Annotated in this window: 22 protein-coding genes; 13 read left to right on the top strand and 9 right to left on the bottom strand. The window is 72.3% G+C overall.

What is annotated here, in order from left to right:
* Positions 1-130: 130 nt before the first annotated feature.
* The gene (locus tag H283_RS0119495) at positions 131-1,060 is read right to left on the bottom strand and encodes a hypothetical protein (protein ID WP_020145209.1); all 930 of its coding nucleotides are present in this window, start codon (positions 1,058-1,060) and stop codon (positions 131-133) included.
* 53 nt (positions 1,061-1,113) lie between these two features.
* On the opposite strand from H283_RS0119495, the gene H283_RS0119490 reads away from it, so the two are divergent.
* The 8 genes from H283_RS0119490 (at position 1,114) to H283_RS0119455 (ending at position 7,855) form a co-directional block, all read left to right on the top strand.
* The gene (locus H283_RS0119490) at positions 1,114-2,112 is read left to right on the top strand and encodes a Fic family protein (protein WP_020145208.1); all 999 of its coding nucleotides are present in this window, start codon (positions 1,114-1,116) and stop codon (positions 2,110-2,112) included.
* A 700-nt stretch (positions 2,113-2,812) separates the two neighbouring features.
* Complete coding sequence (locus H283_RS26900) at positions 2,813-3,601, top strand: hypothetical protein (RefSeq protein ID WP_020145207.1); 789 nt, start codon at positions 2,813-2,815, stop codon at positions 3,599-3,601.
* On the top strand, positions 3,598-5,016 hold the full coding sequence (locus H283_RS0119480; protein WP_020145206.1) for a TadA family conjugal transfer-associated ATPase: 1,419 nt from the start codon (positions 3,598-3,600) through the stop codon (positions 5,014-5,016). The genes H283_RS26900 and H283_RS0119480 overlap by 4 nt, the downstream gene beginning before the upstream one ends.
* Entirely contained in the window at positions 5,013-6,017 is a 1,005-nt protein-coding gene (locus tag H283_RS27880; protein WP_020145205.1) for a type II secretion system F family protein, read from the top strand. Before H283_RS0119480 ends, H283_RS27880 begins: the two co-directional genes overlap by 4 nt.
* Complete coding sequence (locus H283_RS26890) at positions 6,014-6,721, top strand: type II secretion system F family protein (RefSeq protein WP_156023317.1); 708 nt, start codon at positions 6,014-6,016, stop codon at positions 6,719-6,721. Before H283_RS27880 ends, H283_RS26890 begins: the two co-directional genes overlap by 4 nt.
* Before the next feature lie 74 nt (positions 6,722-6,795).
* On the top strand, positions 6,796-6,999 hold the full coding sequence (locus H283_RS0119465) for a DUF4244 domain-containing protein (protein WP_020145203.1): 204 nt from the start codon (positions 6,796-6,798) through the stop codon (positions 6,997-6,999).
* Between the two features lie 41 nt (positions 7,000-7,040).
* The gene (locus tag H283_RS0119460; RefSeq protein WP_020145202.1) at positions 7,041-7,364 is read left to right on the top strand and encodes a TadE family type IV pilus minor pilin; all 324 of its coding nucleotides are present in this window, start codon (positions 7,041-7,043) and stop codon (positions 7,362-7,364) included.
* The gene (locus H283_RS0119455; protein ID WP_020145201.1) at positions 7,361-7,855 is read left to right on the top strand and encodes an Rv3654c family TadE-like protein; all 495 of its coding nucleotides are present in this window, start codon (positions 7,361-7,363) and stop codon (positions 7,853-7,855) included. The genes H283_RS0119460 and H283_RS0119455 overlap by 4 nt, the downstream gene beginning before the upstream one ends.
* A gap of 122 nt (positions 7,856-7,977) precedes the next feature.
* Here H283_RS0119455 and H283_RS0119450 read toward each other — a convergent pair whose 3' ends face one another.
* The 7 genes from H283_RS0119450 to H283_RS0119420 form a co-directional block, all read right to left on the bottom strand.
* Positions 7,978-8,442, bottom strand: a complete 465-nt coding sequence (locus tag H283_RS0119450) for an Rrf2 family transcriptional regulator (protein ID WP_028785748.1) — start codon at positions 8,440-8,442, stop codon at positions 7,978-7,980.
* A 412-nt stretch (positions 8,443-8,854) separates the two neighbouring features.
* Positions 8,855-9,865 carry a sulfate/molybdate ABC transporter ATP-binding protein gene (locus H283_RS0119445; protein WP_020145199.1) on the bottom strand — a complete coding sequence of 337 codons (1,011 nt, stop codon included), beginning with the start codon at positions 9,863-9,865 and terminating at the stop codon, positions 8,855-8,857.
* On the bottom strand, positions 9,862-10,668 hold the full coding sequence (gene cysW / locus H283_RS0119440) for a sulfate ABC transporter permease subunit CysW (protein ID WP_020145198.1): 807 nt from the start codon (positions 10,666-10,668) through the stop codon (positions 9,862-9,864). Before cysW ends, H283_RS0119445 begins: the two co-directional genes overlap by 4 nt.
* Complete coding sequence (gene cysT, locus H283_RS0119435) at positions 10,665-11,636, bottom strand: sulfate ABC transporter permease subunit CysT (RefSeq protein ID WP_020145197.1); 972 nt, start codon at positions 11,634-11,636, stop codon at positions 10,665-10,667. The genes cysW and cysT overlap by 4 nt, the downstream gene beginning before the upstream one ends.
* Positions 11,633-12,670, bottom strand: coding sequence for a sulfate ABC transporter substrate-binding protein (locus H283_RS0119430; protein WP_020145196.1), 1,038 nt, complete (start codon positions 12,668-12,670; stop codon positions 11,633-11,635). Before H283_RS0119430 ends, cysT begins: the two co-directional genes overlap by 4 nt.
* Before the next feature lie 280 nt (positions 12,671-12,950).
* A complete protein-coding gene (locus H283_RS0119425; protein ID WP_020145195.1) occupies positions 12,951-13,169 on the bottom strand; it encodes a DUF5818 domain-containing protein in 219 nt (72 codons plus the stop codon).
* A gap of 209 nt (positions 13,170-13,378) precedes the next feature.
* A complete protein-coding gene (locus H283_RS0119420; RefSeq protein WP_051103689.1) occupies positions 13,379-15,706 on the bottom strand; it encodes a DEAD/DEAH box helicase in 2,328 nt (775 codons plus the stop codon).
* Positions 15,707-15,881: 175 nt separating this feature from the next.
* Between H283_RS0119420 and H283_RS0119415 the strand changes: the two genes are divergently transcribed.
* A complete protein-coding gene (locus tag H283_RS0119415; protein ID WP_020145193.1) occupies positions 15,882-16,253 on the top strand; it encodes an anti-sigma factor antagonist in 372 nt (123 codons plus the stop codon).
* Between the two features lie 173 nt (positions 16,254-16,426).
* Positions 16,427-17,836, top strand: coding sequence for a methyltransferase (locus H283_RS0119410; protein WP_020145192.1), 1,410 nt, complete (start codon positions 16,427-16,429; stop codon positions 17,834-17,836).
* Positions 17,837-17,887: 51 nt separating this feature from the next.
* Here H283_RS0119410 and H283_RS0119405 read toward each other — a convergent pair whose 3' ends face one another.
* Positions 17,888-19,453, bottom strand: a complete 1,566-nt coding sequence (locus tag H283_RS0119405; protein WP_020145191.1) for an OFA family MFS transporter — start codon at positions 19,451-19,453, stop codon at positions 17,888-17,890.
* Positions 19,454-19,620: 167 nt separating this feature from the next.
* On the opposite strand from H283_RS0119405, the gene H283_RS0119400 reads away from it, so the two are divergent.
* The 3 genes from H283_RS0119400 to H283_RS0119390 all read left to right on the top strand — a co-directional run bounded on the left by H283_RS0119400 (position 19,621) and on the right by H283_RS0119390 (position 24,303).
* Positions 19,621-20,364 carry a TetR/AcrR family transcriptional regulator gene (locus H283_RS0119400; protein WP_231372327.1) on the top strand — a complete coding sequence of 248 codons (744 nt, stop codon included), beginning with the start codon at positions 19,621-19,623 and terminating at the stop codon, positions 20,362-20,364.
* An 85-nt stretch (positions 20,365-20,449) separates the two neighbouring features.
* The gene (locus tag H283_RS0119395) at positions 20,450-22,180 is read left to right on the top strand and encodes an ABC transporter ATP-binding protein (RefSeq protein WP_020145189.1); all 1,731 of its coding nucleotides are present in this window, start codon (positions 20,450-20,452) and stop codon (positions 22,178-22,180) included.
* Positions 22,180-24,303 (top strand): ABC transporter ATP-binding protein, encoded by a 2,124-nt coding sequence (locus tag H283_RS0119390; RefSeq protein WP_020145188.1) that lies wholly within the window; start codon positions 22,180-22,182, stop codon positions 24,301-24,303. The genes H283_RS0119395 and H283_RS0119390 overlap by 1 nt, the downstream gene beginning before the upstream one ends.
* Positions 24,304-24,486 lie beyond the last annotated feature (183 nt).

Below are 24,486 nucleotides of genomic sequence, written 5' to 3'. Positions count from 1 at the left end.
AGAGACCTCGCCACACGTCCTGGACATGCGAGGAGCCGCCCGTGGGCGGCTCCGGATCTCGGGTTGGTTCGACAGGCCGCCTCAGCTTGGCAGCCACCACGCGCGGGTCGGTGCGTCGGTCGGACTCATGTCACCGAGGATACGCGAGGAGCACGCGCTCGGCGATCAGGGTGACCCACGGGCTCGGCACGCCCACCCGCTCGTTGGGCACGTGGGTCTGGCCCGGGTAGGCGCGGTTGGGTGTCCAACGGCCGTCGGCGCGGCGGCGAGCACGGAGGATGGACAGCGCCTCGTCCATGCGCTCGTCGCGCGGGATACGTGCGGCTGCAAGGGAATCCAGACCACGCAGGATGTCGTAGTGCCACCGGGCGGGATGGTGCAGTCCGGTGAACTCGGCACGGATGACCTCGCCGGTGCGCTCGCTCCGCAGGAGCCGGTGGCGCAGGAGGAACTCGGCGGCCGAGGACCGGGCCCGGTCCAGCTCGTCGGCGCGATAGCAGGCACGCGACCGGAGGTAGGCGGTGATGCCCTCGATGACGCAGACGGTCGTGTGCACCGACGAGTGCGTCACCCGGGCTCCGGGACGGTTGTGGCGGCAGTTGAAGCCGCCGTCGGCCACGACCTCGCGAAGCAGGAGGTCGACGACGCTGCCCAGCTGCTCCGGGGTGGCGCCGAACCAGCTCGCGTAGCCCAGTGCCATCCCGTTGATGCAGGCGTCGCTCGGCTTGGCGGGTGGGGACGGACTGACGCCGCCGTCGTCGGCCTTGCAGCCATCGAGGATGAGTCGCACCGTCTCTCGGGCCGCCCCGTCGAGCGGGGAGAGACCGATCTGGCTGAGCTGGAGCAGCGTGTAGTGGCTGGACGTCCACTTCGGCTGGTAGAAGCCGCGGCCCCAGTGACCGTCTGGTCCCCGCGCGGCCAGCAGCGCGGCGCCCACCCCCTCTGTGGCGATGCGCGCCTGGAGCTCGGGGTCCTCGCGCCCGAGCAGGTCACGCGTCGTGAGGTACGCGACGGCCACGTCACCTGCGAGCAGCCAGTCGACGACCGTGGAAGTGGCCACCGTCTCATCGTGACAGGCGGGAACGGCCCACTGACAGACCTAGGCTGACATGCGTGCCAGACCCCATCCCGAGCCGCCCGACTCCGAGCAGGACTCCGAGCACGACCCCGAGCACGACCCCGAGCACGACCCCGAGCACGACCCCGAGCACGACCCCGAGCTCGACCGCGTCGAACGCCGCGGTCCGCCCGCCGACGCCGCAGACCGTGCTGCTCGACCAGCTCGCCGCACTGACCGACCTGCCCGACGTGCGCGACCGCGCCGACGCGGCCCGGGAGGCGTGCACGGCGCTCCGCTTCCACGAGGCCCTGCGCCGGCGCATCCCCGAGGCGTCGGCCGAGTCCCGGGTGCGAGGTGCCCAGGCGAGCGCGGCCCTCGACGGTGCCGAGTTCCCCGTCGACGTCGTGCGCGAGCTGATGAGCGGCGCGCGCGACTGGCCCGACGACCTCGACCCCGGTCTTCGCACCCTCAAGGGCGCCGTCTCGGCCACCGCAGAGAGCGAACGCGTCGTCGGGCTCGTGCGCACCGCGCCGCTCCAGGCGCTGGCCCGGCTCCACGTCGCCGCCGCGTCGCCCGTCGTCAGCGGTGACGCTCTCGGCCGTCCGCGCATCGGTGACGAGGGATGCACCGAGCTCGTCGACCTCGGCCCGGCCCCGGCACCGACCGTCGTCGCCGCCCGCCTCGCGTCCCTCTCCGACGTCATCGTCGCCGCGGCCGGCAGCAACCGCGTCCCGGCGTCCGTGGTCGCCGCGCTCGTGCACGCAGAGATCGCCGCGATCCGCCCGTTCGTCCACGGCAACGGGCTCGTGGCCCGGGCCATGGAGCGCGCGCTCGTCCAGGCGCTCGGGCTCGACCCGACCGGAGTCGCCGTCCCCGAAGCCGGCCACGTGGCGAACGGGGGGCCGGCCTACCTCGGCGCGCTCACGGCATACGCCCAGGGTGGCGCCGCAGGCGTCGGCCTCTGGCTCGCCCAGGCGGGGGAGGCGATGGTCCGCGGCGCCGCTGAGGGGGAGCGGATCAGCGACGCGGTGCGGGCGGGACGACTCAGCTGAGCCGCCTGAGCCCTGGCTGACCGCCCGAGAGCGGCGATTCGTGCGGGATGTCCACCGGGGTGGACAGTTTCTTGCCTCGGCGGCGCCGAGGGGGGTGTCGCCACGCCGACGTCGTGGAGTAGAACGGACTCAGGAACCACATCGCCGAGAGGCGTAGATCCGGATCCACGCAGAACAGATGTCTCGAGAAGAGGCCGAGTACCCACGCGAGAGCAGTTCCCTTGGAACAGTCCACCCCCGGGCGCACAACCGGGGCGACACTATCGAGAATGCACGCCTGGTAGCCCGGAGCTTCTCTGGAGGCCCTCCGACCATTGGTCGGGGGGCCTCCGCCTTGTGTGGGAAGATCTGTCGTCGCTCACGCAATTGAAAGTTTCTGTCGTGTCGTGACAAATCCCGAGAAATCACCGCGTGTCGTGACTTCTCGGTTTGCAATCCGAAGGACTAGCGTCCAGCATTGTTGGTGGTGCTCCCCTCATGGGTCGAGCACCGACGCGATCTGGCCCCTCCCCCCCGGTGCCAGTCTCGTGAGGTGGCCTTCGTCTTCCCCCGGACGAAGGCCACCACTATTTCCGGCCGGGTGCGTTCGTTTGCGTGCGGCTGGGTCGGCTTGTCCACATCCCCTCGGGCGTGGGCCCGGGTATCCACCGGCTGGCCTATGCCGCTGGGCCGCCTCCGTCCTGTGCGTGACGGTGGGCGCATGGGAAACGTCATCGCCTTCGTGCCGGCCTCTGGTGGGGTCGGGTCCTCGACCCTCGCGGCCGCCGTCGCCGTGCGCGCCGCCGCAGCCGGGCGCTCGGTCGTGGCCGTCGACCTCGACCGCGTCTCAGGGGCTCTCGACGTCGTCTTCGGCCTCGACCAGGAGCCGGGGTGGCGCTGGCCGGAGCTGGCCGACGTCGCGGGCGTCGTGGACGGGCTCGGGCTGGCCGACGAGCTCCCGGTCTCGTGCGGTGTGCCCGTGCTCTCGGGGAGCGGCGGTTCGGGCTGGGTCGGTCCGCTCGAGGACGCGGGCGACGGCTGGGTCCAGAGCCTGCCCGACGTCGTGGCCGGCCTCGCCGACGCGCACGACCTGACGGTCCTCGACCTGTCCCGGGACCCCTCCGTGCTGGCCCGCGTCGGGCTCCTCGTCGACGCGGTGGTCGTCGTGTCCGGCACCCAGGTGCCGCAGCTCGCGGCCACCTCCGCTGTCGTGTCCGGCGTGCGCGGCCTGCTCCGCCGTCTGCGTGACGCCGGGCGGGCGTGGGAGACCGAGCCGCTGCTGCCCATCGAGCCGTGGGTGGTCCTGCGCGGAGGCCGCGTCGAGCCTGACCTCGAGGACCTCGTCATGGACGGGCTCGACGTGCCGCTCGTGGCCACGGTCGGCGACGACCGGCGCCTCGTCGCCGACGTGGCCGAAGGGCTCCCGCCGGGGGCGCGGGGTCGCGGCGAGGTCGTGCGTGCCGCCGACGAGCTGCTGCTGCGGCTCACCGAACAGGCGGTCGCCGCATGAGCGTCCAGCCGCGGCCCGGCGGCTCGCTGACACCGGCGGTGTGGCAGCGCGTCCGCGACGGCATCGGTCCCGACGGAGCGGCGGTGGCCGAGGTGGCGAGCCAGGAGCGTGGGGCGCTCGGAGCACACCGCGTCGCCGAGACCCGGTCGGCGCTGGCCTCTCGGGTGCTCGGCGCCGGATCGCTCGACCCGTGGCTCGCCGAGCCGGGCGTCACCGACATCGCCGTCAACGGTGACGGACGCATCTGGGTCGACCGTGGTCACGGCATGGAGTGGGTGGGCGAGCGGCTCGATGCCGACGACGCACGAGGCCTCGCCGTCCGCCTCGCCGGCATCGCGGGACGCCGGCTCGACGAGGCCAGTCCCTGGGTCGACGGCCAGCTCCCGTCCGGCGCTCGCCTCCACGCGATGCTGCCCCCGCTCGTCGACGGTGGCCCGCACATCACGATCCGGGTGCCGCCCGGGGAGCCGGTCTCCCTGACCGAGCTCTGCAGTCGCGCGATGCTGCCTCCGGAGTGGGAGCCCGTGCTGCGCGCCATGGTCGCTCGGCGGGTCGCGTTCGTCGTCTCGGGTGGCACGGGGGCCGGCAAGACCACCCTCCTCTCGGCGCTGCTCGGCTGCAGCGACCCGGTCGAGCGGCTGCTCGTCGTCGAGGACGTGCGCGAGCTCACGGTCGACCACCCGCACCTCGTCCGGCTGGAGGCACGACCGGCCAACGTCGAGGGCGCCGGCGAGGTCACGTTGACGACGCTCGTGCGGCAGGCGCTGCGCATGCGCCCCGACCGGATCGTCGTCGGCGAGGTCCGTGGGGCCGAGGTGCGGGAGCTGCTGGCCGCGCTCAACACCGGCCATGAGGGCGGCTGCGGCACGGTCCACGCCAACGCCCCGGCCGACGTCGTGGCCCGGTTCGAGGCGCTCGGTGCCTTGGCAGGCCTGGGGCCCGATGCCGTCCGGGCCCAGCTGGCGGCCGCCATCGACGTCGTCGTGCACGTGACGCGCGACCGCGGAGGCCGGCGCGTCGCCTCGGTGGCGGCGCTCTTCCGCCGCGACGGCAACCCCTGCATCGTGCCCGCGCTCGAGTGGGACGGCCCCGGTCACGAGCCCCGATACGGTCCGGCGTGGCCGGCGCTCGCGGGTCGGCTCGGGTTGGAGTCCGATCTCGTTCGCCCGACCTCGATGGACGACCCGGCAGGGGCTCTGACCCCAGACCCTCCAACCGCCACCGCCTCAACGAGCGCCTCGGCTCCACCGAGCGCCTCGGCTCCTCCGAGCGCCTCGGCTCCTCCGAGCGCCTCGGCTCCTCCGAGCGCCTCGGCTCCACCGACCGCTTCTGCCTCACCGACCGCTATTGCCCCACCGACCGCCTGGGGGCCGCCGACCGCGGCGGCTGGGGCCTCGATCGCGGAGGCGTCGTGAACGCCGGTGCGGTCGGGGCGCTCGCCGCGGTCCTGCTCGCTCTGGCCGTGCTCGTGTGGCCGAGCGGGCGGTCGGTCCACGCGACCACCGTGGACCTCTGGGGAGGTGAGTCTCCCGGAGGTGAGGGAGCCGCACCCAACGGCGGCCTGGCCGGCGGGCCCAGTGGTGGGCCGGGGCGGCGTGCCGGTCTCGGCTCGGCAGCCGAAGGGTTCGCACCGGTCGAGGGTGGAGCAAGCCTGTGGCAGCAGGACCCGGTCGACCTCTACCGACGCTGGCGCCTGCGCCGACGACCGGGAGCGCTGATCGACGATGTCCTCGACCTGCTGCGCGGCATCGGTCCCGCTCTCGGGGCCGGCCTGACGCCGAGCCGCGCCATCGAGCTCGCGGCCACCTCGACGCTCGGTGCAGAGCGGATCCAGCTCGCCCGACGGGACCACGCCCGACGGGCCCGTTCCCGAACGGCACAACGGTCCCGCGCGCGCAGCCGCCGACGCACAGCCTCCCGCTCGGTTCCTCGCCCGCCGTGGTCGTCCGGCGGCACCGCGAACGGCGATGACCGGCCGACCGCCGAGATCGACCGGCTCGTCGGCAGCCTCCTCGATGCGAGCGACCGCGCCGAGCCGACCTCGCCGGTCTGGGCCGAATGGGCCGCCCGCAGCGCATCTCCCGAGCTGGCGCTCGTCGCGGCTGCCTGGCGCCTGTCCGAGACCACCGGCGCCCCGCTCGCCTCCGCGGTCGACCGGGCGGTGGGTGGACTCCTCGACGCTCGCGCCCGCCGAGGCAAGGTCGCGGTCGCCGTGGCAGGACCCCGGGCCACGGTCACCGTCCTCACCCTCCTGCCGCTGACGGGCCCGCTCTTCGGGCTGGCCTGTGGCATCGACCCGGCGACGCTCTACCTCGGCTCGCCGATCGCGACGGCCTCTGTCGTGGCCGGGCTGCTTCTCGTCTGGGCCGGTCGGGTCTGGTGCTCCCGGATGGTGCGACGCGCGGTGCGAGCATGACCGCACTCGTCGCTGCTCCTGCCGTCGCGACTGCCGTCGCCGAGGCGATCGCCGACGCCGTCGTCCTGACCGACGTGGTCCGCAACGGGCCCGTTCTCGGACTCCTGGCCGCCGGCCTCGCTGCCGGGGCCGTGCTCGTCCTCCTCGGCGGTCGTGGTGACCCGGCCACCCCTGGCCACGAGACATTGAGAGCCCCGGTCGGTTCGGGCCCGGCAGCCCCGCCACCCTCGACCGGCCCGACCCCCTCGATCGACTCGATAGGGAGGCGGGTCACCGACGCCGAGGTGTCCTCTGCCCTCGCCCTGCTGGCCCTGGCCTATCGGTCGGGTTTGCCCACGTGGGACGTGCTCGAGGCCGTGGCCACGGGGCTGACCGGGCGCGCGTCCACGGACCTGCGGCAGGTCGCGGCGGCCCTGAGGTGGGGAGCGACCGAGGCTGATGCCTGGGCCTCCGTCGGGCAGACGTGGTCGCCGGCCATACGCGCGGTGGCCATCGCCCACCAGGCAGGCGTGCCGCCCGGAGCGATGCTGCTCGCCGCCTCGGACGACCTGCACTCCGCTGAGCTCGAACGCCTCGAGGTCTCGGCGGCCAAGGTCGGCGTCCGCCTCGTCGCGCCGCTCGGTCTCGTGCTGCTCCCGGCGTTCTGCCTGACCACGGTGGCGCCGCTCGTCATCGCTCTCGCGAGCGACCTGATCGCTGCCTGACGTGGCTCAGACCATCCCTCCACCAGGGGACACAGCGTCCCGGGCACCTCGCCCGGGCGAGGAGAGGAGAACCCATGACCCAACAGCTGATCCGACGACTCACGCGTCGCCGGGTGACCTCGGGGCGCCGCGACCGCGGGATGACGACTGCGGAGTACGCCGTCGGCATCATGGCGGCCTGCACCTTCGCGCTCGTGCTGCTCGGAGTGGTCAAGTCCGACGCGGTGCGCGGAGCCCTGGCCGGCATCGTGCAGAGCGCCTTGGGGATCGCGGGGTGACGTCGCGACGCCCTCGACCCGCACCGGGTCGGGAGCGCGGGATGGTGACGGCGGAGCTCGCCGTCGCCATCCCGTCGGTCGTGCTCCTCCTCGGCTTCTGCCTCGTCGCGGTCAACGCCGCCGTCGACCAGATCCGGTGCGTCGACGCGGCCCGGGTCGCCGCACGGGCGGCAGCTCGTGGCGACGACTCGGGGCGGGTCCGTGCTCTTGCCGCCGAGACGGCGCCGACGGGCGCTCGTGTGCAGGTCTCCGGCGTCGGTGGGGGAGTCCGGGTCGTCGTCTCGGTCCACACCGGCGGCTGGGGGCTGCTGCCCGGCTGGGAGCTCAGCGCCTCGGCCGTGACGCCCGTCGAGTCGCCGTCATGACGACTCGCCACGACCGTCCGTCCCGGCGACCGGTCCCACCGTTCGAGGTGCTGCACACCCAGCTGACCCAGACATGGCGGACAACGCACGCGCGGCCGAGCGTCCCGACCGGTCCCTTCGCGCCGCGCGTGCCGGTCGGGCCGACACGTCCGAAGGGCGAGCGTGGCGCGGCGAGCATCCTCGCCCTGTCGGTCGTGGCCATGGTGCTGGTCCTCACCATGGGCGCTCTCGTGCTGGCCTCCGTGGTGGTCGCCAGCCACCGCGCTCGGGTTGCCGCCGACCTCGGCTCCCTGGCCGCCGCATCGGCGATGCAGGACGGTGCGGACTCGGCCAAGGCGTGTGCGGTGGCGCAACAGGTGGCTCGTGCGAACGGTGCTGCGACACAGTCGTGTTCGTCGATGGGAGCAGACGTCGAGCTGGCGGTCACCGTCCGGGCCCGGTTGTGGCCTGAGCCGGCAACGGCTCGCGCACGAGCGGGTCCCCGACGCTGAAGGTCGGACAGTCGACGTGCGGCACGGTCACGGCAGACCCTGACGGCGAACGCCGACGGTCAGACGCTGGCGGTCAGACGCTGGCGGTCAGACGCTGGCGGTCAGACGCCGGCGGTCAGACGTCAGCGGTTCTGCCAGGCGTCCGGGGCGGTGAGCAGCTGTCGCACCCGGTCCGGCAGGTCGCCGGTGCGGAGGTCTTCGAGGGAGGTGTCGTCGAGCACTTCGCGCAGGCTCGCCCGGACGGCCACCCAGAGGCTCGGCAGGTGCGTGGCGACCCCTTGGTACTCCGTCTCGTGCGGTCGCAGTCCGCGCACCTCGGCGAGCGGACCGTCGACGGCGCGGAAGATGTCTCCGACGCTGATCTCCCCACGCGGTCGCCCGAGCACGTAGCCGCCGCGGGCACCCCGACGGCTGAGGACGAGGTTGCCGCGGCGCAGGTCGGCGAAGATCGCCTCGAGGAACTTGCGCGGCAGCTCCTGCCGGGTCGAGAGGCTGTCGATGCTGATCGGGCCCGAGCCCTCCGCGTCCGACTCGGCGAGGATGAGCATCGCGCGGACCGCGTAGTCGACTCGTGCCGAGATGTCCACCCATGCAGTCTGCCGCACCGGGGTGGACTCCGCGCCCATCGGACCCACCTGCGACGTGGCGTCGGTGTCCGGGCCACGGCAATCCGGACGACGTGCCCACTCGATGGTGAGGGTGTGGCGACGTGCCCACACGACGGAGGGTGTGGCGAGGTGGCCGCTCACCGGTGCGGGTGACGATGTGCCCACTCGATGGTGCGGGTGTGACGACGTGGCCACTCGGTGGGTGGCGACGCGGCGGGTGTGACTGAGGCGGCGAGGTGTCGTCCCCTCGCCGCCTCAGTTCACTCGGTGACCCGAGCCGCCCGCCCACGTCGCTCGGCGACGCGAGGGGCTTCACGGCATACGGTATGCCGTCGTCCGCGGCCGTGCGAGATCTGTCCCAGGTTGGCCAGCGGGGCTGGACGTCCGGACGTCAGATCGCGAGGGCCGGATCGTGGTCGACGACGCTCGAGCGCCCGACGGCGCGTGCGTGGATCGTCTCTCCCTCGCGCAGCTGCAGCTCGGCGGCGTCGCGGCGGGTGATCTGCGCGGCGAACCGTTCGCCCGAGTCGGCGCGCAGGTCGACCCTGACCTCGAAGCCGAGGGGCACGACGCGCTCGACGACGGCGTCGATGACGCCGGGGGAGTCGGGCACCTTGGCGTCGAGGGCGAGAGCCGTCGCGCGGTCGCGCTCGAGCGCGATGTCGTGGGGTCGCACGAGCTGGCCGCCGAGGTGCGCCACCGAGCCGAGGAAGCCCATGACGAAGTCGTTGGCGGGGCGCTCGTAGAGCGTGACGGGGTCGCCGACCTGCTCGATGCGTCCCTTGTTGAGCACGGCGATGCGGTCGGCGACGTCGAGCGCCTCCTCCTGGTCGTGCGTCACGAGCACCGTCGTCACGTGCACCTCGTCGTGCAGCCGGCGCAGCCACTGGCGCAGGTCGGTGCGCACCTTCGCGTCGAGGGCGCCGAACGGCTCGTCGAGCAGCAGCACCTGAGGGTCGACCGCGAGGGCCCGGGCGAGCGCCATCCGCTGGCGCTGCCCGCCGGAGAGCTGCGCCGGGTAGCGGTGCTGGAAGCCGTCGAGCCCGACGATCTCGAGCAGCTCGTCGACCTTCTTGGCCGTCTCGGCCTTGGGCCGCTTGCGGATCGTCAGTCCGAAGGCGACGTTGTCGCGGACCGTCATGTGCTTGAAGGCGGCGTAGTGCTGGAAGACGAAGCCGATGCCGCGGCGCTGCGGGGGCTCGTCCGTGACGTCACGCCCCTCGATCGTCACCGTGCCGGAGTCGAGCTCCTCGAGACCCGCGATCGAGCGCAGCAGGGTCGACTTGCCGGAGCCGCTCGGCCCGAGCAACGCGGTGAGCGAGCCGCTGGGGATGTCGAGACTGACGTCGTCGAGAGCGGCGAACGCGCCGTACTGCTTCCGGGCGCTGGTCACGGTGATCATCGGTCGCTCCTCTTGCGGTCGAGCAGGGTCATGAGCAGCAGCACGACGAGCGCGATGCCCATGAGCAGGGTGGCGGCGGCGTACGCGCCGTAGGTGTTGTGGTCGTCGATGTAGCGGGAGTGCACGAGCAGGGTCAGCGTCTGCGAGACCCCGGGGAAGCCGGAGCTCACCATGATGACCGCGCCGAACTCGCCGAGGGCCCGTGCGACCGTCAGCACGACGCCGTAGGTCAGGCCCCACCGGATGGCGGGGAGGGTGATGCGCCAGAACGTCTGCCACCCGTTGGCCCCGAGCGTCGAGGCGGCCTGCTCCTGCTCCTGGCCGATCTCGTGCAGCACCGGTTCGACCTCGCGCACGACGAACGGCAGTGTCACGAAGATCGTCGCGAGCACCATCCCCGGGATGCCGAAGATGACCTGGAAGCCGGCCCGGTCGAGCGCACCGAACCACCCGTTGACGCCCCACAGCATGATGAGGGAGACGCCGACGACGATCGGCGAGACGGCGAACGGCAGGTCGACGACGGCCTGCAGCAGCCCTCGTCCGCGGAAGCGTCCGCGCACGAGCGCCAGGGCGGTCGCGACCCCGAAGACGACGTTGACGGGCACGGTGATCGCGACGATGAGCAGCGACAGGTTGAGCGCCGACTTCGCCGCGGGTGTCGAGATGGAGGCGATGAACTCCGAGAGCCCCGGCTCGAACGTGCGCCAGAGGATGACGCCGATCGGCACGGCGAGCAGGACGAAGAGGTAGCCGAGCGCGACGACGCGCAGCGAGAGGCGAGTTCCCCGGGAGACCCTCATGCGTCCCGCTCCTCGCGCCGCTGGCTGCGGCTCGACACGACGCGCAGGAGCAGGAGCGTGACGAACGCGATGGCGAGCAGCGCGACCGAGACCGCGGCCGCGTTGAGCGGGCGGTCGATCTCGATCTGCTGCTGGATGTACTGCGAGGCCACCTGGGTCTCGCGCGGGATGTTGCCGCCGATGAGCACGACCGAGCCGTACTCGCCGATGGCCCGGGCGAAGGCGAGTCCGGTGCCGCTGAGGATCGCCGGCCCCAGGGTGGGCAGCACGATGCGGCGGAACGTCGTCCAGGTCGTGGCTCCGAGCGAGGCAGCGGCCTCCTCGACCTCGCGGTCGGCCTCGATGAGGACGGGCTGCACCGAGCGGACGACGAACGGCAGGGTGACGAAGAGCAGCGCGACGACGAGCCCCCAGCGCGTGGCGTTGAGCTCGACGCCGATGGGGCTGTTGGGCCCGTAGAGGGAGAGCAGCACGATGCTCGCGACGATCGTCGGCAGCGCGAACGGGAGGTCGATGACGGCGTTGACGAAGCGCTTGCCGCGGAACTCGTCACGCACCAGCACCCACGCGACGAGCGTCCCGAGCACGGCGTTGACGAGCGCCACGACGGCCGAGACGAGCACGGTCACCCAGAGGGACGCGAGCGCGGCGGGCGCGGTGACGGCCTCCCAGAACCCGGCGAGGCCCTCGTCGAACGCCGCGACGGTCAGCGCCGCGAGCGGCAGCAGGACGATGACGCTGAGCCACAGGGTGACGATGCCGATGCCGAGCGGTCGGCGGAGCCCTCGAAGGCCCTTGCCGTGGCGCGCGCCTCGCGCGGCGCCACCGGACGCTTCACCCCGGGGGGCGGCGTCGCCGCCACGAGGGCGTATGCCGTCCGGCGCGGTCGCGTCCGGACGCGGCGGCAGGGGCGCCGCGTCCGTCTCCGGACGCGGGCCCCTGCGCTGCTGGTCGGTGTCAGACGTCACTGGGTCGCCTGGTCGTAGATCTTGGCTATGTCACCGACGTCCTTCTTGAAGAGCGTGCTGTCGACCGTCTTCCAACCACCGAGGTCGGCGATCGTCCAGAGCTTCGTCGGCGCCGGGAACTTCGAGGCGTACTCCTGGGCCACGGTGGTGTCGACCGGCCGGAAGCCGGCCTCGGCGAGGAGCTTCTGCGCCTCCGGCGTGTAGAGGTAGTCGTTGAACGCGGTGGCCGTGGCGAGGTTCTTACTGCCCTTGAGCACGGCGGCCGGGTTCTCGATCTTGAAGGTCGTGGGCGGGGTCACGTGCTCGACGGGGTCGCCGTTCTTCTCGACGAAGAGAGCCTCGTTCTCGTAGCTGAGGAGCACGTCGCCGCTGCCCTGGAGGAAGGTCTCGGTGGCCTCGCGGCCCGACTTCGGCTGGACCTTGACGTGGTCCTTGACGAGCGCCGAGACGTAGGCGAGCCCGGCGGCCTTGTCGGCGCCACCGTTGCTCTTGGCGGCGTAGGGGGCGAGGAGGTTCCACTTGGCCGAGCCCGACGAGAACGGGTTCGGCGTGACGACCTCGATGCCCGGCTTGAGCAGGTCGTCCCAGTCCTTGATGCCCTTGGGGTTGCCCTTGCGCACGACGATCGTCACCACCGAACCGAAGGGAATTCCCTTGTGCTCGTTGGCATTCCAGTTCGGGTCGACGAGACCGGCGTCGACGAGTCGCGTGATGTCGGGCTCGACCGAGAAGTTGACGAAGTCGGCCTCGGCTCCGGCGGCGACCTTGCGGCTCTGGTCGCCCGACGCCCCGTAGCTCTGCTGGAACTGCACTCCCTGGCCGGCCTTCGTCTTCTGGAAGGCCGGGATGACGACGTCGTAGCCCACCTTCGGGACGGCATACGCGTAGAGGTTGATGGTGCTCGTCGCGGCGCCGTCGGCGGCGGCGGTGCCCGGCCCCGCGGCGGTGTCGCTGGCCCCGCCACCGGCACACGCGGTCAGGCCCAGGGTCGCGGTGACGGCGATGGCGGCGAGGGCGATCGAGGGGCGGCGCATGTCGGGCTCCTGAGGGGTGCGGTCCGGATCGGGGACGCGCCGCGGGGTGCGGCGGGCCGGGTCGGTCGGCAGCCGGCGGGTGGCTGCTTTCCTATCCGTTGCATGGGAGTTTCGAATAGCGATGCGTTACCGGTCAAATAACTCGGCATTATGTCTCAGAGTGTGGTCCGGACCCCGCGCTCGGGTCCGCCGGTCGCCGGGCGCGTCCGCCGAGCCGCTTTGCCGAGCCGCGCCGGAGAGCCGCGTCGCCGAGCCGCGTCGCCGAGCCGCGTCGCAGAGCTCAGTCGCCTCGCGACAGGGAGCGCACGCGCAGCACCGGTCCCACCATCGACACCGTGGCGACGTCGGTGGCGGCGTCCCCGCTCACGGTCACCCGGGCCCCGGGCTCGGCGTCGAGGGCCCACCCGGGCGGGAGCAGCAGCTCCCATGTCGTCCCGTCGTCGGCGTCGAGCACGAGGGGCTGCGTCTCGACCTCGGCCCGGCGGAGCGTCCCGCGCACGACGACCGAGGGGGCGGCCCGGCCGGCGGCACCCCTCGTGATCGCGACCCACGGACCGGTGCCGGTCTCCGCCGGAGGACCCTGCGAGTCGGCCGGCTGGGACGGCCCGGCTGGCCCGGACGGCCCGGACGGCCCCGACGGCCGCGAGGACCGCGAGGACCGCGACGGGCCGGGACGCCCTGATCGCCCGGGTCCGCTCGGTGGCCGGGTCACGGCGCGCCCCCGGCCCCCGGGCTCGCGTGACGCAGCACGAGGTCGAGCAGGGCCACGGCGCCACGCTTGTCGAGCGGCTCGTTGCCGTTGCCGCACTTGGGCGACTGGATGCACGACGGGCAGCCCTCGGGGCACTCGCACGAGTCGATGGCATCGCGAGTGGCGTTGAGCCACGGGCGGATCCGTCGGTAGCCGCGCTCGGCGAAGCCCGCCCCACCGGGGTGCCCGTCGTAGATGAGGATCGTCGGCAGGCCGGTGTCCGGGTGCAGCGCCGTCGACACGCCACCGATGTCCCAGCGGTCGGCCGTCGCGAAGAGGGGCAGCATCCCGATGGCGGCGTGCTCGGCCGCGTGTGCGGCGCCGGGTATGCCGTCCTCCGCCACCCCGGCTGCCGCGAGGTCCTCGACGGGCATCGTCCACCAGACGGCCTTCGTCGCGAGCGACCGGGGCGGCAGGTCGAGGGGGTGCTCGCCGAGCACCTCTCCGCCGGGCAGGCGGCGCAGGAACGAGGTGACCTGGTGACGCACCGTGACGTGGCCGAACGAGCACCGGAGCGGCCCCCACTCCTCGTGCTCGGTCTCGTGGACGATCTGGAAGTCGCTGACCGACTGGGCCTGCGTGGTCCAGCCGGGGTCGCCGCGCACCGCGAAGGCCGCGTGGTCGTCGAGGTCGAGCTCGGTGACGACCCACGTCTGGCCCTGGTGGAGGTGCACGGCGCCCGTATGCACCTGTGAGTGGGCGCTCGAGTCGTCGACGGTGCCGACGACGCGTCCGGTGCGGGTCTCGACGACGCGTACGGGCTCGCCGGCTCCGCGCAGCGACAGGTGGTCGGCGGGCCGGTCCTCACGCCCCCAGAACCAGCCCCGCGGTCGCTTCTTGAGGATGCCGCGGGCCACGAGGGCGTCGAGGAGCGTGCGGGTCTGGGGCCCGAAGATCTCGAGGTCGGCCTCGGTCACCGGCAGCTCGGCGGCCGCGGCGGCCAGGTGCGGAGCGAGCACGTGCGGGTTGTCGGGGTCGACGACGGTGGCCTCGATGCCGCGGCCGAAGATCGCCTCGGGGTGGTGCACGACGAACGTGTCGAGCGGGTCGTCGGCCGCGACGAGCACGGCCAGCGACCGTTCCCCGGACCGCCCGGCTCGCCCGGCCTGCTGCCACAGCGACGACAGGGTGCCGGGCCATCCCGCGAGGAGCACGGCGTCGAGGCCACTGACGTCGACGCCGAGCTCGAGGGCGTTGGTGGCCGCGAGACCGAGCAGCTCCTTGGCTCGCAGCGACCGCTCGAGCTCGCGGCGCTCCTCGGGGAGGTAGCCGCCGCGGTAGGCGGCGACCCGGTGCTCGTCCGTGGCGGACACGCGCTCCTTGGCGATGCGGGCCACCACCTCGACCCCGGCGCGCGACCTGGCGAAGGCCACCGTCTGCACGCGCTCGCGCACGCACCCGGCGAGCAGCTCGCCCGTCTCGGTGATGGTGCTGACCCGTGACGGCTGCCCGGTCTCGTCGACGAGGAGCGGGGGCTCCCAGAGGGCGAAGGTCATCGAGGCGCGAGGCGAGCCGTCCCGCGTCACCGGGGTCACCGGCATACCGAGGAGTCGGGAGGCGTGCTCCTCCGGGTCGGCCACGGTGGCGGACGCGAAGACGAAGGTGGGCTCGGAGCGGTATCGCGCGGCGACCCGCCGCAGCCGGCGCAGCACCGCGGCCATGTGGGCGCCGAAGACGCCCTTGTAGACGTGGCACTCGTCGACGACGACGTAGCGCAGCGCCCGCAGGAACGAGCTCCACCGCTCGTGCCCGGGCAGGAGGGAGTGGTGGAGCAGGTCGGGGTTGGTGAGCACGAGGTTGGCGTGGTCGCGGATCCAGCGCCGCTCGTCGGTGGGGGTGTCGCCGTCGTACGTCGCGGGGCGCACCGCGGGCAGCGCGAGCCGGTCGATGCGGCTCAGCTGGTCGGCGGCGAGAGCCTTGGTGGGGGAGAGGTAGAGCGCGGTGGCGCCGCGGCCGTTGGGTGCGCCGGCCCCGGCGACGATGTCGCTGAGCATCGGCAGGTGGTAGCCGAGGCTCTTGCCGGAGGCCGTCCCCGTGCTGACGACGACGTGACGGCCGGCGTGGGCGGCCTCCGCCACCTCGACCTGGTGCGACCAGGGCGCCTCGATGCCGGAGGCGAGCAGTGAGCCGAGGAGCGTCGGGTCGACCCATTCGGGCCACGTTCCGAGCACGGCGCGGCGAGCGGGCACCTCGTGCACGTGCACGAGACGCTCGGGATGGTCGCCGACGAGCGTGCGCAGGAGGTCCTCCGGCACGGGTCCCGCGGGCGCTGACTCCCCGTTCATGTGGAGCAACCGTATGCCGTCGGGGTACGGTAACCGACGAGCGGGGCATGTTACTGCGCGGTCGGTCACGCGGGGGGAACGTGACGGATGCGGAACGGTCAGCACGACGTCAGGACCGGACCCGCGCAACCGCGACCAGCAGCTGTGCACGTGTGGGCACAAGGAAGGGGCACAGGTGGATCTCTCGATCACTCGAGCCGACCACGGCGAACAGACCGTGGTGCACCTCGGCGGCGAGATCGACGTCTACACCGCGCCACTCGTGCGCGAGAAGCTCGACGAACAGATCCAGAGCGGGCGCACGCAGCTCGTGGTCGACCTCACGGACGTGACCTTCCTCGACTCGACGGGGCTCGGGGTGCTCGTCGGTCGGCTCAAGCTGACCCGCACGCGGGGCGGTTCGATGCGCCTCGTCGGCACCGACGACCGCGTCCTCAAGGTCTTCTCCATCACCGGTCTCGACAAGGTCTTCGAGATCCACCCGACCCTCGACGCGGCGCTCGCCGCGAGCGTGGCCGGGGCGAGCGCGCCGGGTGAGGGGTCCTGAACGACACCCCCGTCGTCGACCGGTCGCTCGTCGCGCTGCTGCGCGCGGACCTCTCGGCGGCAGGTTTCACCGTCGACGGCGTCGCGGACCGGCTCGGTCCGGTCGTCTCGGGCGCCCTGCACCGCGAGCAGCCGCTGCCGGCCCTCCTCGCGACGGAGTCCTCTGCCACGTCGGTGGACGACGCGTGCGGCGTCCTCGTGCGTCTCTTCACCCTCGGTCGACCCGTCCGCGCGTCGGCCCTGGGCGCCGCGCTGCCCTCGCTCGGGGTCGACGGGGCCGTGCGCCTCGGACTCGTGCGCCTCGAGGGCGGCCGCGCCGGCTTCGCCGCCGACCGGTGGGCGCCGCCCGAGCGCGACGTCGTCGCGACGTGCGACCTGCGCCCCTACGGCGACGACGCCCACGACTGGTGGGTCGCCTCCGACCTCTCCGAGCTCGCCGTCGGTGGGCCGCTGCGTCCCGACCACGTGCTCGGCATCGGGGGTGCCTCGACCACCCTCGCGTCGTGGACCGTCCGACGTCCCGCCGACCGCGCGCTCGACCTCGGCACCGGCTGTGGCGTGCAGGCCCTGCACCTGACCGGCCACGCCGGCGCGATCGTCGCCACCGACATCTCGGAGCGAGCGCTGGCGTATGCCGGCTTCAACCTCGCGCTCGCTGCCTCCGAAGGCGCGGGTGCGGTCCCCGACGTCCAGCTGCTCTCGGGTGACCTGCTCGATCCGGTTGCGGGGCAGGCGTTCTCGCTCGTCGTCAGCAACCCGCCGTTCGTCATCACACCCCGTGACGAGGGTGTGCCGCTCTACGAGTACCGCGACGGCGGTCGCGCCGGTGACACCCTCGTCCGATCCCTCGTGCGTCAGGTCGGCTCGGTGCTCGAGCCCGGCGGCGTCGCGCAGTTCCTCGGCAACTGGGAGATCCCGGCCGGCCGCACGTGGCGCGACGTCTGGGCCGACTGGCTCGACGAGCAGGCCCGCGACGGCGTCGCCCTCGACGCGTGGGTCATCCAGCGAGAGTCGCAGGACCCTGCCGAGTACGCCGAGCTGTGGGCCCGCGACGGCGGTGCGCAGCCCGGCAGCGAGGCCCACTCCCTCATGTATGCCGCGTGGCTGCGCGACTTCGCCTCGCGCGGTGTCGAGCAGGTCGGGTTCGGGGTCGTCACCCTGCAGCGGCCGGCGACCGACCGTGCGACCTGGCGTTCCCTCGACGAGGCACACGGTCCGGTCGCGGCGCCGATGGGACCGGCCGTCGACGCGGGGCTGCGAGCCCGCACGTGGCTCGCCGAGCACTCCGACGACGACGTCCTCGACGTCGCGTGGTCGTGCGCCCCTGATGTGACGGAGGAGCGGCACGGGGTCCCGGGCGCCGAGGACCCGAGCGTCATCCTCGTCCGGCAGGGCGGCGGGCTGGGACGCGTCGTCCGTGCGGGGACGTTGCTCGCGGCATACCTCGGCGTGGCCGACGGCGAGCTGACGGCGAGGGCGGCTCTCGACGCCATCGCGACGGTGCTCGGTCTCGACGCCGCCGAGGTGCGTGCGGAGGTGCTCCCGCAGGTGCGCGACCTCGTGGCGGACGGCCTGCTCGTCTGAACGAGCAGGCCGCCGCCACCGGAGCCCCCGCGCTGCGGGAGGTGGTGCCGGTCAGGCGAAGAGCTTGGCCGCCGTCGTGACCGTCTGGAAGACGCCGTAGGCGAGGATGACGGCGATGACGGCCCACAGGGCGACGACGCGCGCCGTCCCCGGCAGGCGCGAGGAGCCCTCGCCCGCCTCGACCGGAGCCGGCTTGGCCGCCTCGACGACGTCGTCCGACTCGTGGAAGCGGTCGGCGACCGGACGCACGAGGAGGTTGGCGACGAAGCCGACGGCGAGCACGCCGACCATCGTCAGCAGGGCCGGGGTGTAGGCGTCGGCCGTCAGGGTGCCCGGCTTGCCCTGCGCGTCGAGGAAGCCGTTGATGATGAGCGGTCCCGCGACGCCGGCCGCCGACCAGGCGGTGAGCAGCCGGCCGTGGATCGCGCCGACCTGGAAGGTGCCGAAGAGGTCGCGGAGGTAGGCGGGGGCGGTCGCGAACCCACCGCCGTAGAACGAGATGAGCACCGCGGCGATGAGGACGAAGAGTGCGATGGCGACGTGGCCGGCGAGCGCGAGACCGATGTAGGCGAGGATGCCGACGCCGAGGTAGACCATGTACATCGGCTTGCGGCCGATGACGTCACTCGTCGAGCTCCAGACGAAGCGGCCGGCCATGTTGAAGAGGGAGAGCAGGCCGACGAACCCGCCTGCGGCAGCGACGGTCACGGCCGAGGACCCGTTCTCGCGGAAGAAGTCCTGGATCATCGGGCTGGCCTGCTCGAGGATGCCGATGCCGGCGGTGACGTTGCAGAAGAGGACGACCCAGAGCAACCAGAACTGCGGGGTCCGGATCGAGCTCGCAGCGGAGACCGACTTCGTCGTGACGAGCGTGGCGGTGTCGCGGGCCTCGCCCGGCGGGGTCCATCCCTCGGGCTTCCAGTCGGGGTGCGGGACGCGGATGTTGAAGACGCCGATGAGCATGACGAGGGCGTAGACGATCCCGAGGGTCACGAACAGGAGCGTCAGGGCGTGCCCGTCGGCCGTCGACGTCGAGTCGGACGGCGTGTAGCCGGGGTCGTAGGCGCTGAGCAGCTGGCGCGAGAGCGGGCTCGCGACCATCGCGCCGCCGCCGAAGCCCATGATGGCCAGACCGGTGGCGAGGCCCGGACGGTCCGGGAACCACTTGATGAGCGTCGAGACCGGGGAGATGTAGCCGATGCCGAGACCGATGCCGCCGATGACGCCGTAGCCGAGGTAGAGCAGCCACAGCTGGCTCGTGGCGATGCCGGCCGCGCCGACGAGGAAGCCGGTGCCCCAGCAGACCGTCGCGACGAACATCGCCTTGCGCGGCCCGTTGCGGTCGACCCACGTGCCGAAGACCGCGGCCGAGAGGCCGAGCATGACGATGGCGATCGAGAAGATGATGCCGATCGCCGTCTGCGAGGTGTCGAAGTGCGCGACGAGCGAGGTCTTGTAGACGCTCGTCGCGTAGACCTGGCCGATGCACAGGTGCACGGCCAGGGCGGCCGGTGGGATGAGCCAGCGGTTGAAGCCGAGGGGGGCGACCGTGCGGCGACGGTCGAGGAATCCCGGGGTGCTGGTGGTCGTGGCGGTGCGCTGCGTCGTTGCAGTCATGCGGACCTCGGATCGGAGGAGAGGGACGGGTGGGCGTGGGACGCGCGGAGGAGAGCCGCGGCGGTCGAGGGGTCCGGAGGGGTGCATACCCGGGTTCGGGGCGAAATGTGCCGTGATGTTCCCGAAACCACTTGTGAGTGAGCGCTCACTCATTCATGATGGACACCGTGTCGACACGCGTGGAGGGCCAGCGACCCGGTCAACGGGCGGCCCCGATGAACCCCGACGACCGCCGGGACGCCCTCATCGAGGTCTTCGTCCGGCTCGCCCACCGCGAGGGGCGCAAGCCGACGACGAGCGAGATCGCCCAGGAGGCCGGCGTCGCCGAGGGCACGATCTTCCGGGTCTTCCCGACGAAGGAGATCCTCGAGAAGGAGGCCGTGCAGGCGGCGTTCTGCCCCGCCCCCGTCCGGCGTCGCATCTCGGCCATCGACCCCGAGGGGTCGCTGCGCGACCGGCTCGTCGACTTCACCCGCATCATGCAGCTGCGCTTCACCGAGGTCTTCGGCCTCATGGGTGCCCTGGGCCTGACCCAGCCGCCCAACCGCGGACCGCACCAGGCCTGCTACGAGGCGGGGCGGCACCTGCGTGGGCACGCCGACGAGGAGGAGCACGTCGCCGCGCACCAGCCGCTCCTCGAGACCATCCACCAGCTGGTCCACGACGACGACCAGCTCGCCGTCCCGGCCGCCGACCTCGTGCACCGGATCCGGCTGCTCACCTTCTCCGGCAGCCACCCCGGCATCGCCGACGGGCAGGTCCTGACCCCCGAGGAGATCGTCGACACCGTCCTCTTCGGTCTGTTGCGGCGTCCGAGCACGACCGAGAGCGGCCTGTCGATCGCCGAGCTCCACGCGCAGCTCGGCGGCGACCCCCGGTTGCTCGCGGCCGACGAGGGATCGCTGCCGTGACAAACCAGTTGACCCTCACCCCGCGTGAGTCCCTAGCGTTCCCGAGCGACACCACACGACCCGTCGCGCACCGAAAGGCACCGACATGCTGATCCGACTGCTCCGCAGTCACCTGCGCCCCTACTCGGGCCAGATCGTGCTCATCTGCCTGGCCCAGCTCGTCAGCACCATGGCCTCGCTCTACCTGCCGAGCCTCAACGGCGAGATCATCGACCAGGGCGTCGCCAAGGGTGACACCGCCTTCATCATCAGCCACGGCGGCATCATGCTCGCCGTCAGCCTCGTGCAGATCGCCGCGTCGATCGCCGCCACCTTCCTCGCGGCCCGCGTCGCGATGGGGATGGGCCGTGACATCCGCGGCAACGTCTTCGGCACGGTCGTCGACTTCTCGGCGCAGGAGGTGACGCGCTTCGGGGCCCCGACGCTCATCTCGCGCAGCACCAACGACGTGACCCAGGTCCAGATGGTCGTCTTCATGGGCTTCGCCCTGCTCGTGACGACGCCCATCATGATGGTCGGCGGCATCATCATGGCCCTGCGCGAGGACGTCGGGCTGTCCTGGCTCGTCGCCGTCGCGGTGCCCCTGCTCGGCCTCGTCGTCGGCCTCGTCATCTCCCGGATGGTGCCGTGGTTCGGGCGGATGCAGACCTCCCTCGACGGCGTCAACCGCGTCATGCGCGAGCAGATCACCGGCATCCGCGTCGTGCGTGCCTTCGTCCGCGAGGAGCACGAGGAGGCCCGCTTCGCCGAGGCCAACGGCCTGCTGACCAACGCCGGCCTCCAGGTCGGGCGCCTCATGGCGCTCGTCTTCCCGATCGTCATGGTCATCTTCAACCTCTCGACCGTGGCCGTCATGTGGTTCGGCGGGCACCGCATCGCGTCCGGCGACATGCAGATCGGCGAGCTGACGGCCTTCCTGTCCTACCTCGTCCAGATCCTCATGGCCGTCATGATGGCGACCTTCATGGCGACGATGATCCCGCGTGCCGCGGTCTCGTCCGGCCGCATCCAGGAGATCCTCGACACCGACTCGTCCGTCGTCGAGTCCGTGCAGCCGCTGAGGATGGCGCCCGACGCCGCGGGCCTCGAGCTCGTCGGTGTCGACTTCCACTACCCGGGGGCCGAGGCGGCCGTCCTGCACGACGTCAGCTTCCGGGCCGACCCGGGTCGCACGACGGCCATCATCGGCTCGACGGGTGCCGGCAAGACGACGCTGCTCGGGCTGATCCCCCGCCTCTTCGACGCGTCCGCAGGCCGCGTCCGGGTCGGCGGAGTCGACGTGCGCGACCTCGAGCTCGACGACCTGTGGAGCAAGATCGGTCTCGTCCCGCAGAAGCCCTACCTCTTCAGCGGCACCGTCGCGACCAACCTGCGCTACGGCAACCCCGACGCCACCGACGAGGAGCTGTGGGACGCCCTGCGCATCGCCCAGGGCCAGGACTTCGTCGAGGCGATGGGCGGGCTCGACTCGGCCATCGCGCAGGGCGGCACCAACGTCTCCGGCGGTCAGCGCCAGCGTCTCGCCATCGCCCGGGCCATCGTCAAGCGCCCCGACATCTACCTGTTCGACGACTCGTTCTCGGCCCTCGACCTGTCGACCGACGCGCGCCTGCGCCGGGCCCTGCGACCGGCCACGTTGGGCAGCACCGTCGTCATCGTGGCCCAGCGCGTCTCGACCATCGTCGACGCCGACCACATCATCGTGCTCGAGGACGGCCGCGTCGTCGGCCAGGGCACCCACGACCAGCTCCTCGACTCCTGCGTCACCTACCAGGAGATCGTCGAGTCCCAGCGCAGCGCGGAGGAGGCGGCCTGATGGCCGAGGGAGTCAAGACGGCCGAGGAGAAGGCCGCAGAGGTCCGCCGCGGACCCGCACGCCGGGGCGGCCCACCCCACATGCAGATGGGCCAGCCGGGCGAGAAGTCGCTCAACTTCGGACCGTCGGCCAAGCGCCTGCTCGGCCGGCTGCGGCCGCACCGCGTCAAGGTCGTCGTCGTCCTCGTGCTGGCCGTCGTGAGCGTCGCGCTCAGCTCGATCGGCCCGAAGATCCTCGGGCGCGCGACCGACCTCATCTTCGCCGGTGCCATCGGCGGCACGATCCAGGCGCCGCCCGGCACCACCAAGGAGCAGGTCGTCGACAGCCTGCGTGCGCAGGGCCAGACGACGTATGCCGACCTGCTGAGCAACGTCGACTTCACCCCGGGCGTGGGCATCGACTTCGACGCCGTCGCCCGCGTGCTGCTGGTCGTCGTCGCGCTCTTCGTCGCCGCGTCGCTGCTCATGTGGATCCAGGGATGGATCCTCCAGGGCGTCCTCCAGCGCACGATGTACGACCTGCGCCAGGAGGTCGAGGCCAAGCTCAACCGGCTGCCCCTGCCCTACTTCGACAACCAGCCCCGCGGTGAGCTGCTGAGCCGCGTCACCAACGACATCGACAACGTCGGCCAGTCCCTGCAGCAGACGATGTCGCAGCTGCTCACCTCGCTGCTCACGGTCATCGCCGTGCTGGGCATCATGTTCTGGATCTCGTGGGAGCTCGCGCTCATCGCGCTCGTCTCCATCCCGATCTCGATCGTCGTGACGAGCCTCATCGCCAAGCGCTCGCAGAAGCTCTTCATCCAGCAGTGGCGCAACACCGGTGAGCTCAACGGCATCGTCGAGGAGACCTTCACCGGCCACGGGCTCGTCAAGGTCTACGGCCGCCAGAAGGAGACCCAGGCCAACTTCAAGCAGAAGAACGACGAGCTCTTCGAGGCAGCCTTCGGCGCCCAGTTCATCAGCGGCATCATCATGCCGGTCATGATGTTCGTCGGGAACCTCAACTACGTCGCGATCGCCGTCGTCGGTGGCCTCCGCGTCGCGTCGGGCACGATGAGCCTCGGTGACGTCCAGGCCTTCATCCAGTACTCCCGGCAGTTCACGCAGCCGCTGACGCAGGTCGCGTCGATGGCCAACGTGCTCCAGTCGGGTGTCGCCTCGGCCGAACGCGTCTTCGAGGTGCTCGACGCCGACGAGCAGGAGGCCGATGCCGCCACCCCGGCGCGCATCGACGACCCGCACGGAGCCGTCGCCTTCGAGTCGGTCGCCTTCTCGTACACGCCCGACAAGCCGCTCATCGAGGACCTCGACCTCTCGGTGCAGCCCGGCCAGACGGTCGCCATCGTCGGCCCGACCGGCGCCGGCAAGACGACCCTCGTCAACCTCATCATGCGGTTCTACGAGCTCGACGGCGGACGCATCACCCTCGACGGCGTCGACATCCGCGACCTGACCCGTCACGACCTGCGCGCGCGCATCGGCATGGTGCTCCAGGACACGTGGCTCTTCGGCGGCACGATCCGCGACAACATCGCGTACGGCCGCCCGGGTGCCACCGACGAGGAGGTCGTCGCGGCTGCCAAGGCGACCTACGTCGACCGCTTCGTGCACTCGCTGCCCGACGGCTACGACACCGTGCTCGACGACGAGGCGTCCAACATCTCGGCCGGCGAGAAGCAGCTCGTCACCATCGCCCGCGCGTTCCTCTCCGACCCGGCGCTGCTCATCCTCGACGAGGCCACGAGCTCGGTCGACACGCGCACCGAGCTGCTCGTCCAGCACGCCATGGCGGCGCTGCGGTCCGACCGGACGAGCTTCGTCATCGCGCACCGTCTGTCGACGATCCGCGACGCCGACCTCATCCTCGTCATGGAGGACGGGCGCATCGTCGAGAAGGGCACGCACGCCGAGCTGCTCGCGACCGGCGGCGCCTACGCGACGTTGTATGCCGCCCAGTTCGCGGGTGCTGCGGCCGACCTCGACGAGACGGCGGGGGCACCCGGCGCGCCGGACGGCATACCCGAGATGGCGGGTGTCGGGGCCGGTGCTCCCGGCCCGGCCGGCGGACCCGGCGTCCCGGCGCCCGACTCCGCCGTGCCCGCCGACCCGAGGGGCGACTGACCCCGGCGTGACCCGACCGGCACGACGTGCACCAACCGTGCGACCGAGAGGCCCCGCCGTCCCGCTGGACGGCGGGGCCTCTCGCGCGCCGCGCGGTCCGGGGGTGGAGGGACGGCCTGCGTCGGTGTGGCCGGTGGCTTGTTAGCGGCTGGTTAGGGGCGGCATGGATCGTTGCGGCACGCC

It is taken from the genome of Terracoccus sp. 273MFTsu3.1 (assembly GCF_000383675.1).
In the GTDB taxonomy this organism is placed as follows: Bacteria; Actinomycetota; Actinomycetes; order Actinomycetales; family Dermatophilaceae; genus Terrabacter.
This window is presented reverse-complemented; position numbering and strand designations above follow the sequence as displayed.

What these genes read in the sequence shown, in the direction of transcription:
- H283_RS0119420 (WP_051103689.1), bottom strand. Translation starts at nt 15,706, where the DNA reads ATGAACGGGGAGTCAGCGCCCGCGGGACCCGTGCCGGAGGACCTCCTG.
- H283_RS0119395 (WP_020145189.1), top strand. Translation starts at nt 20,450, where the DNA reads ATGCTGATCCGACTGCTCCGCAGTCACCTGCGCCCCTACTCGGGCCAG.
- H283_RS0119455 (WP_020145201.1), top strand. Translation starts at nt 7,361, where the DNA reads ATGACGACTCGCCACGACCGTCCGTCCCGGCGACCGGTCCCACCGTTC.
- H283_RS0119460 (WP_020145202.1), top strand. Translation starts at nt 7,041, where the DNA reads ATGGTGACGGCGGAGCTCGCCGTCGCCATCCCGTCGGTCGTGCTCCTC.
- H283_RS0119465 (WP_020145203.1), top strand. Translation starts at nt 6,796, where the DNA reads ATGACCCAACAGCTGATCCGACGACTCACGCGTCGCCGGGTGACCTCG.
- cysW (WP_020145198.1), bottom strand. Translation starts at nt 10,668, where the DNA reads ATGAGGGTCTCCCGGGGAACTCGCCTCTCGCTGCGCGTCGTCGCGCTC.
- H283_RS0119445 (WP_020145199.1), bottom strand. Translation starts at nt 9,865, where the DNA reads ATGATCACCGTGACCAGCGCCCGGAAGCAGTACGGCGCGTTCGCCGCT.
- H283_RS0119430 (WP_020145196.1), bottom strand. Translation starts at nt 12,670, where the DNA reads ATGCGCCGCCCCTCGATCGCCCTCGCCGCCATCGCCGTCACCGCGACC.
- H283_RS0119480 (WP_020145206.1), top strand. Translation starts at nt 3,598, where the DNA reads ATGAGCGTCCAGCCGCGGCCCGGCGGCTCGCTGACACCGGCGGTGTGG.
- H283_RS0119390 (WP_020145188.1), top strand. Translation starts at nt 22,180, where the DNA reads ATGGCCGAGGGAGTCAAGACGGCCGAGGAGAAGGCCGCAGAGGTCCGC.
- H283_RS26900 (WP_020145207.1), top strand. Translation starts at nt 2,813, where the DNA reads ATGGGAAACGTCATCGCCTTCGTGCCGGCCTCTGGTGGGGTCGGGTCC.
- H283_RS0119405 (WP_020145191.1), bottom strand. Translation starts at nt 19,453, where the DNA reads ATGACTGCAACGACGCAGCGCACCGCCACGACCACCAGCACCCCGGGA.
- H283_RS26890 (WP_156023317.1), top strand. Translation starts at nt 6,014, where the DNA reads ATGACCGCACTCGTCGCTGCTCCTGCCGTCGCGACTGCCGTCGCCGAG.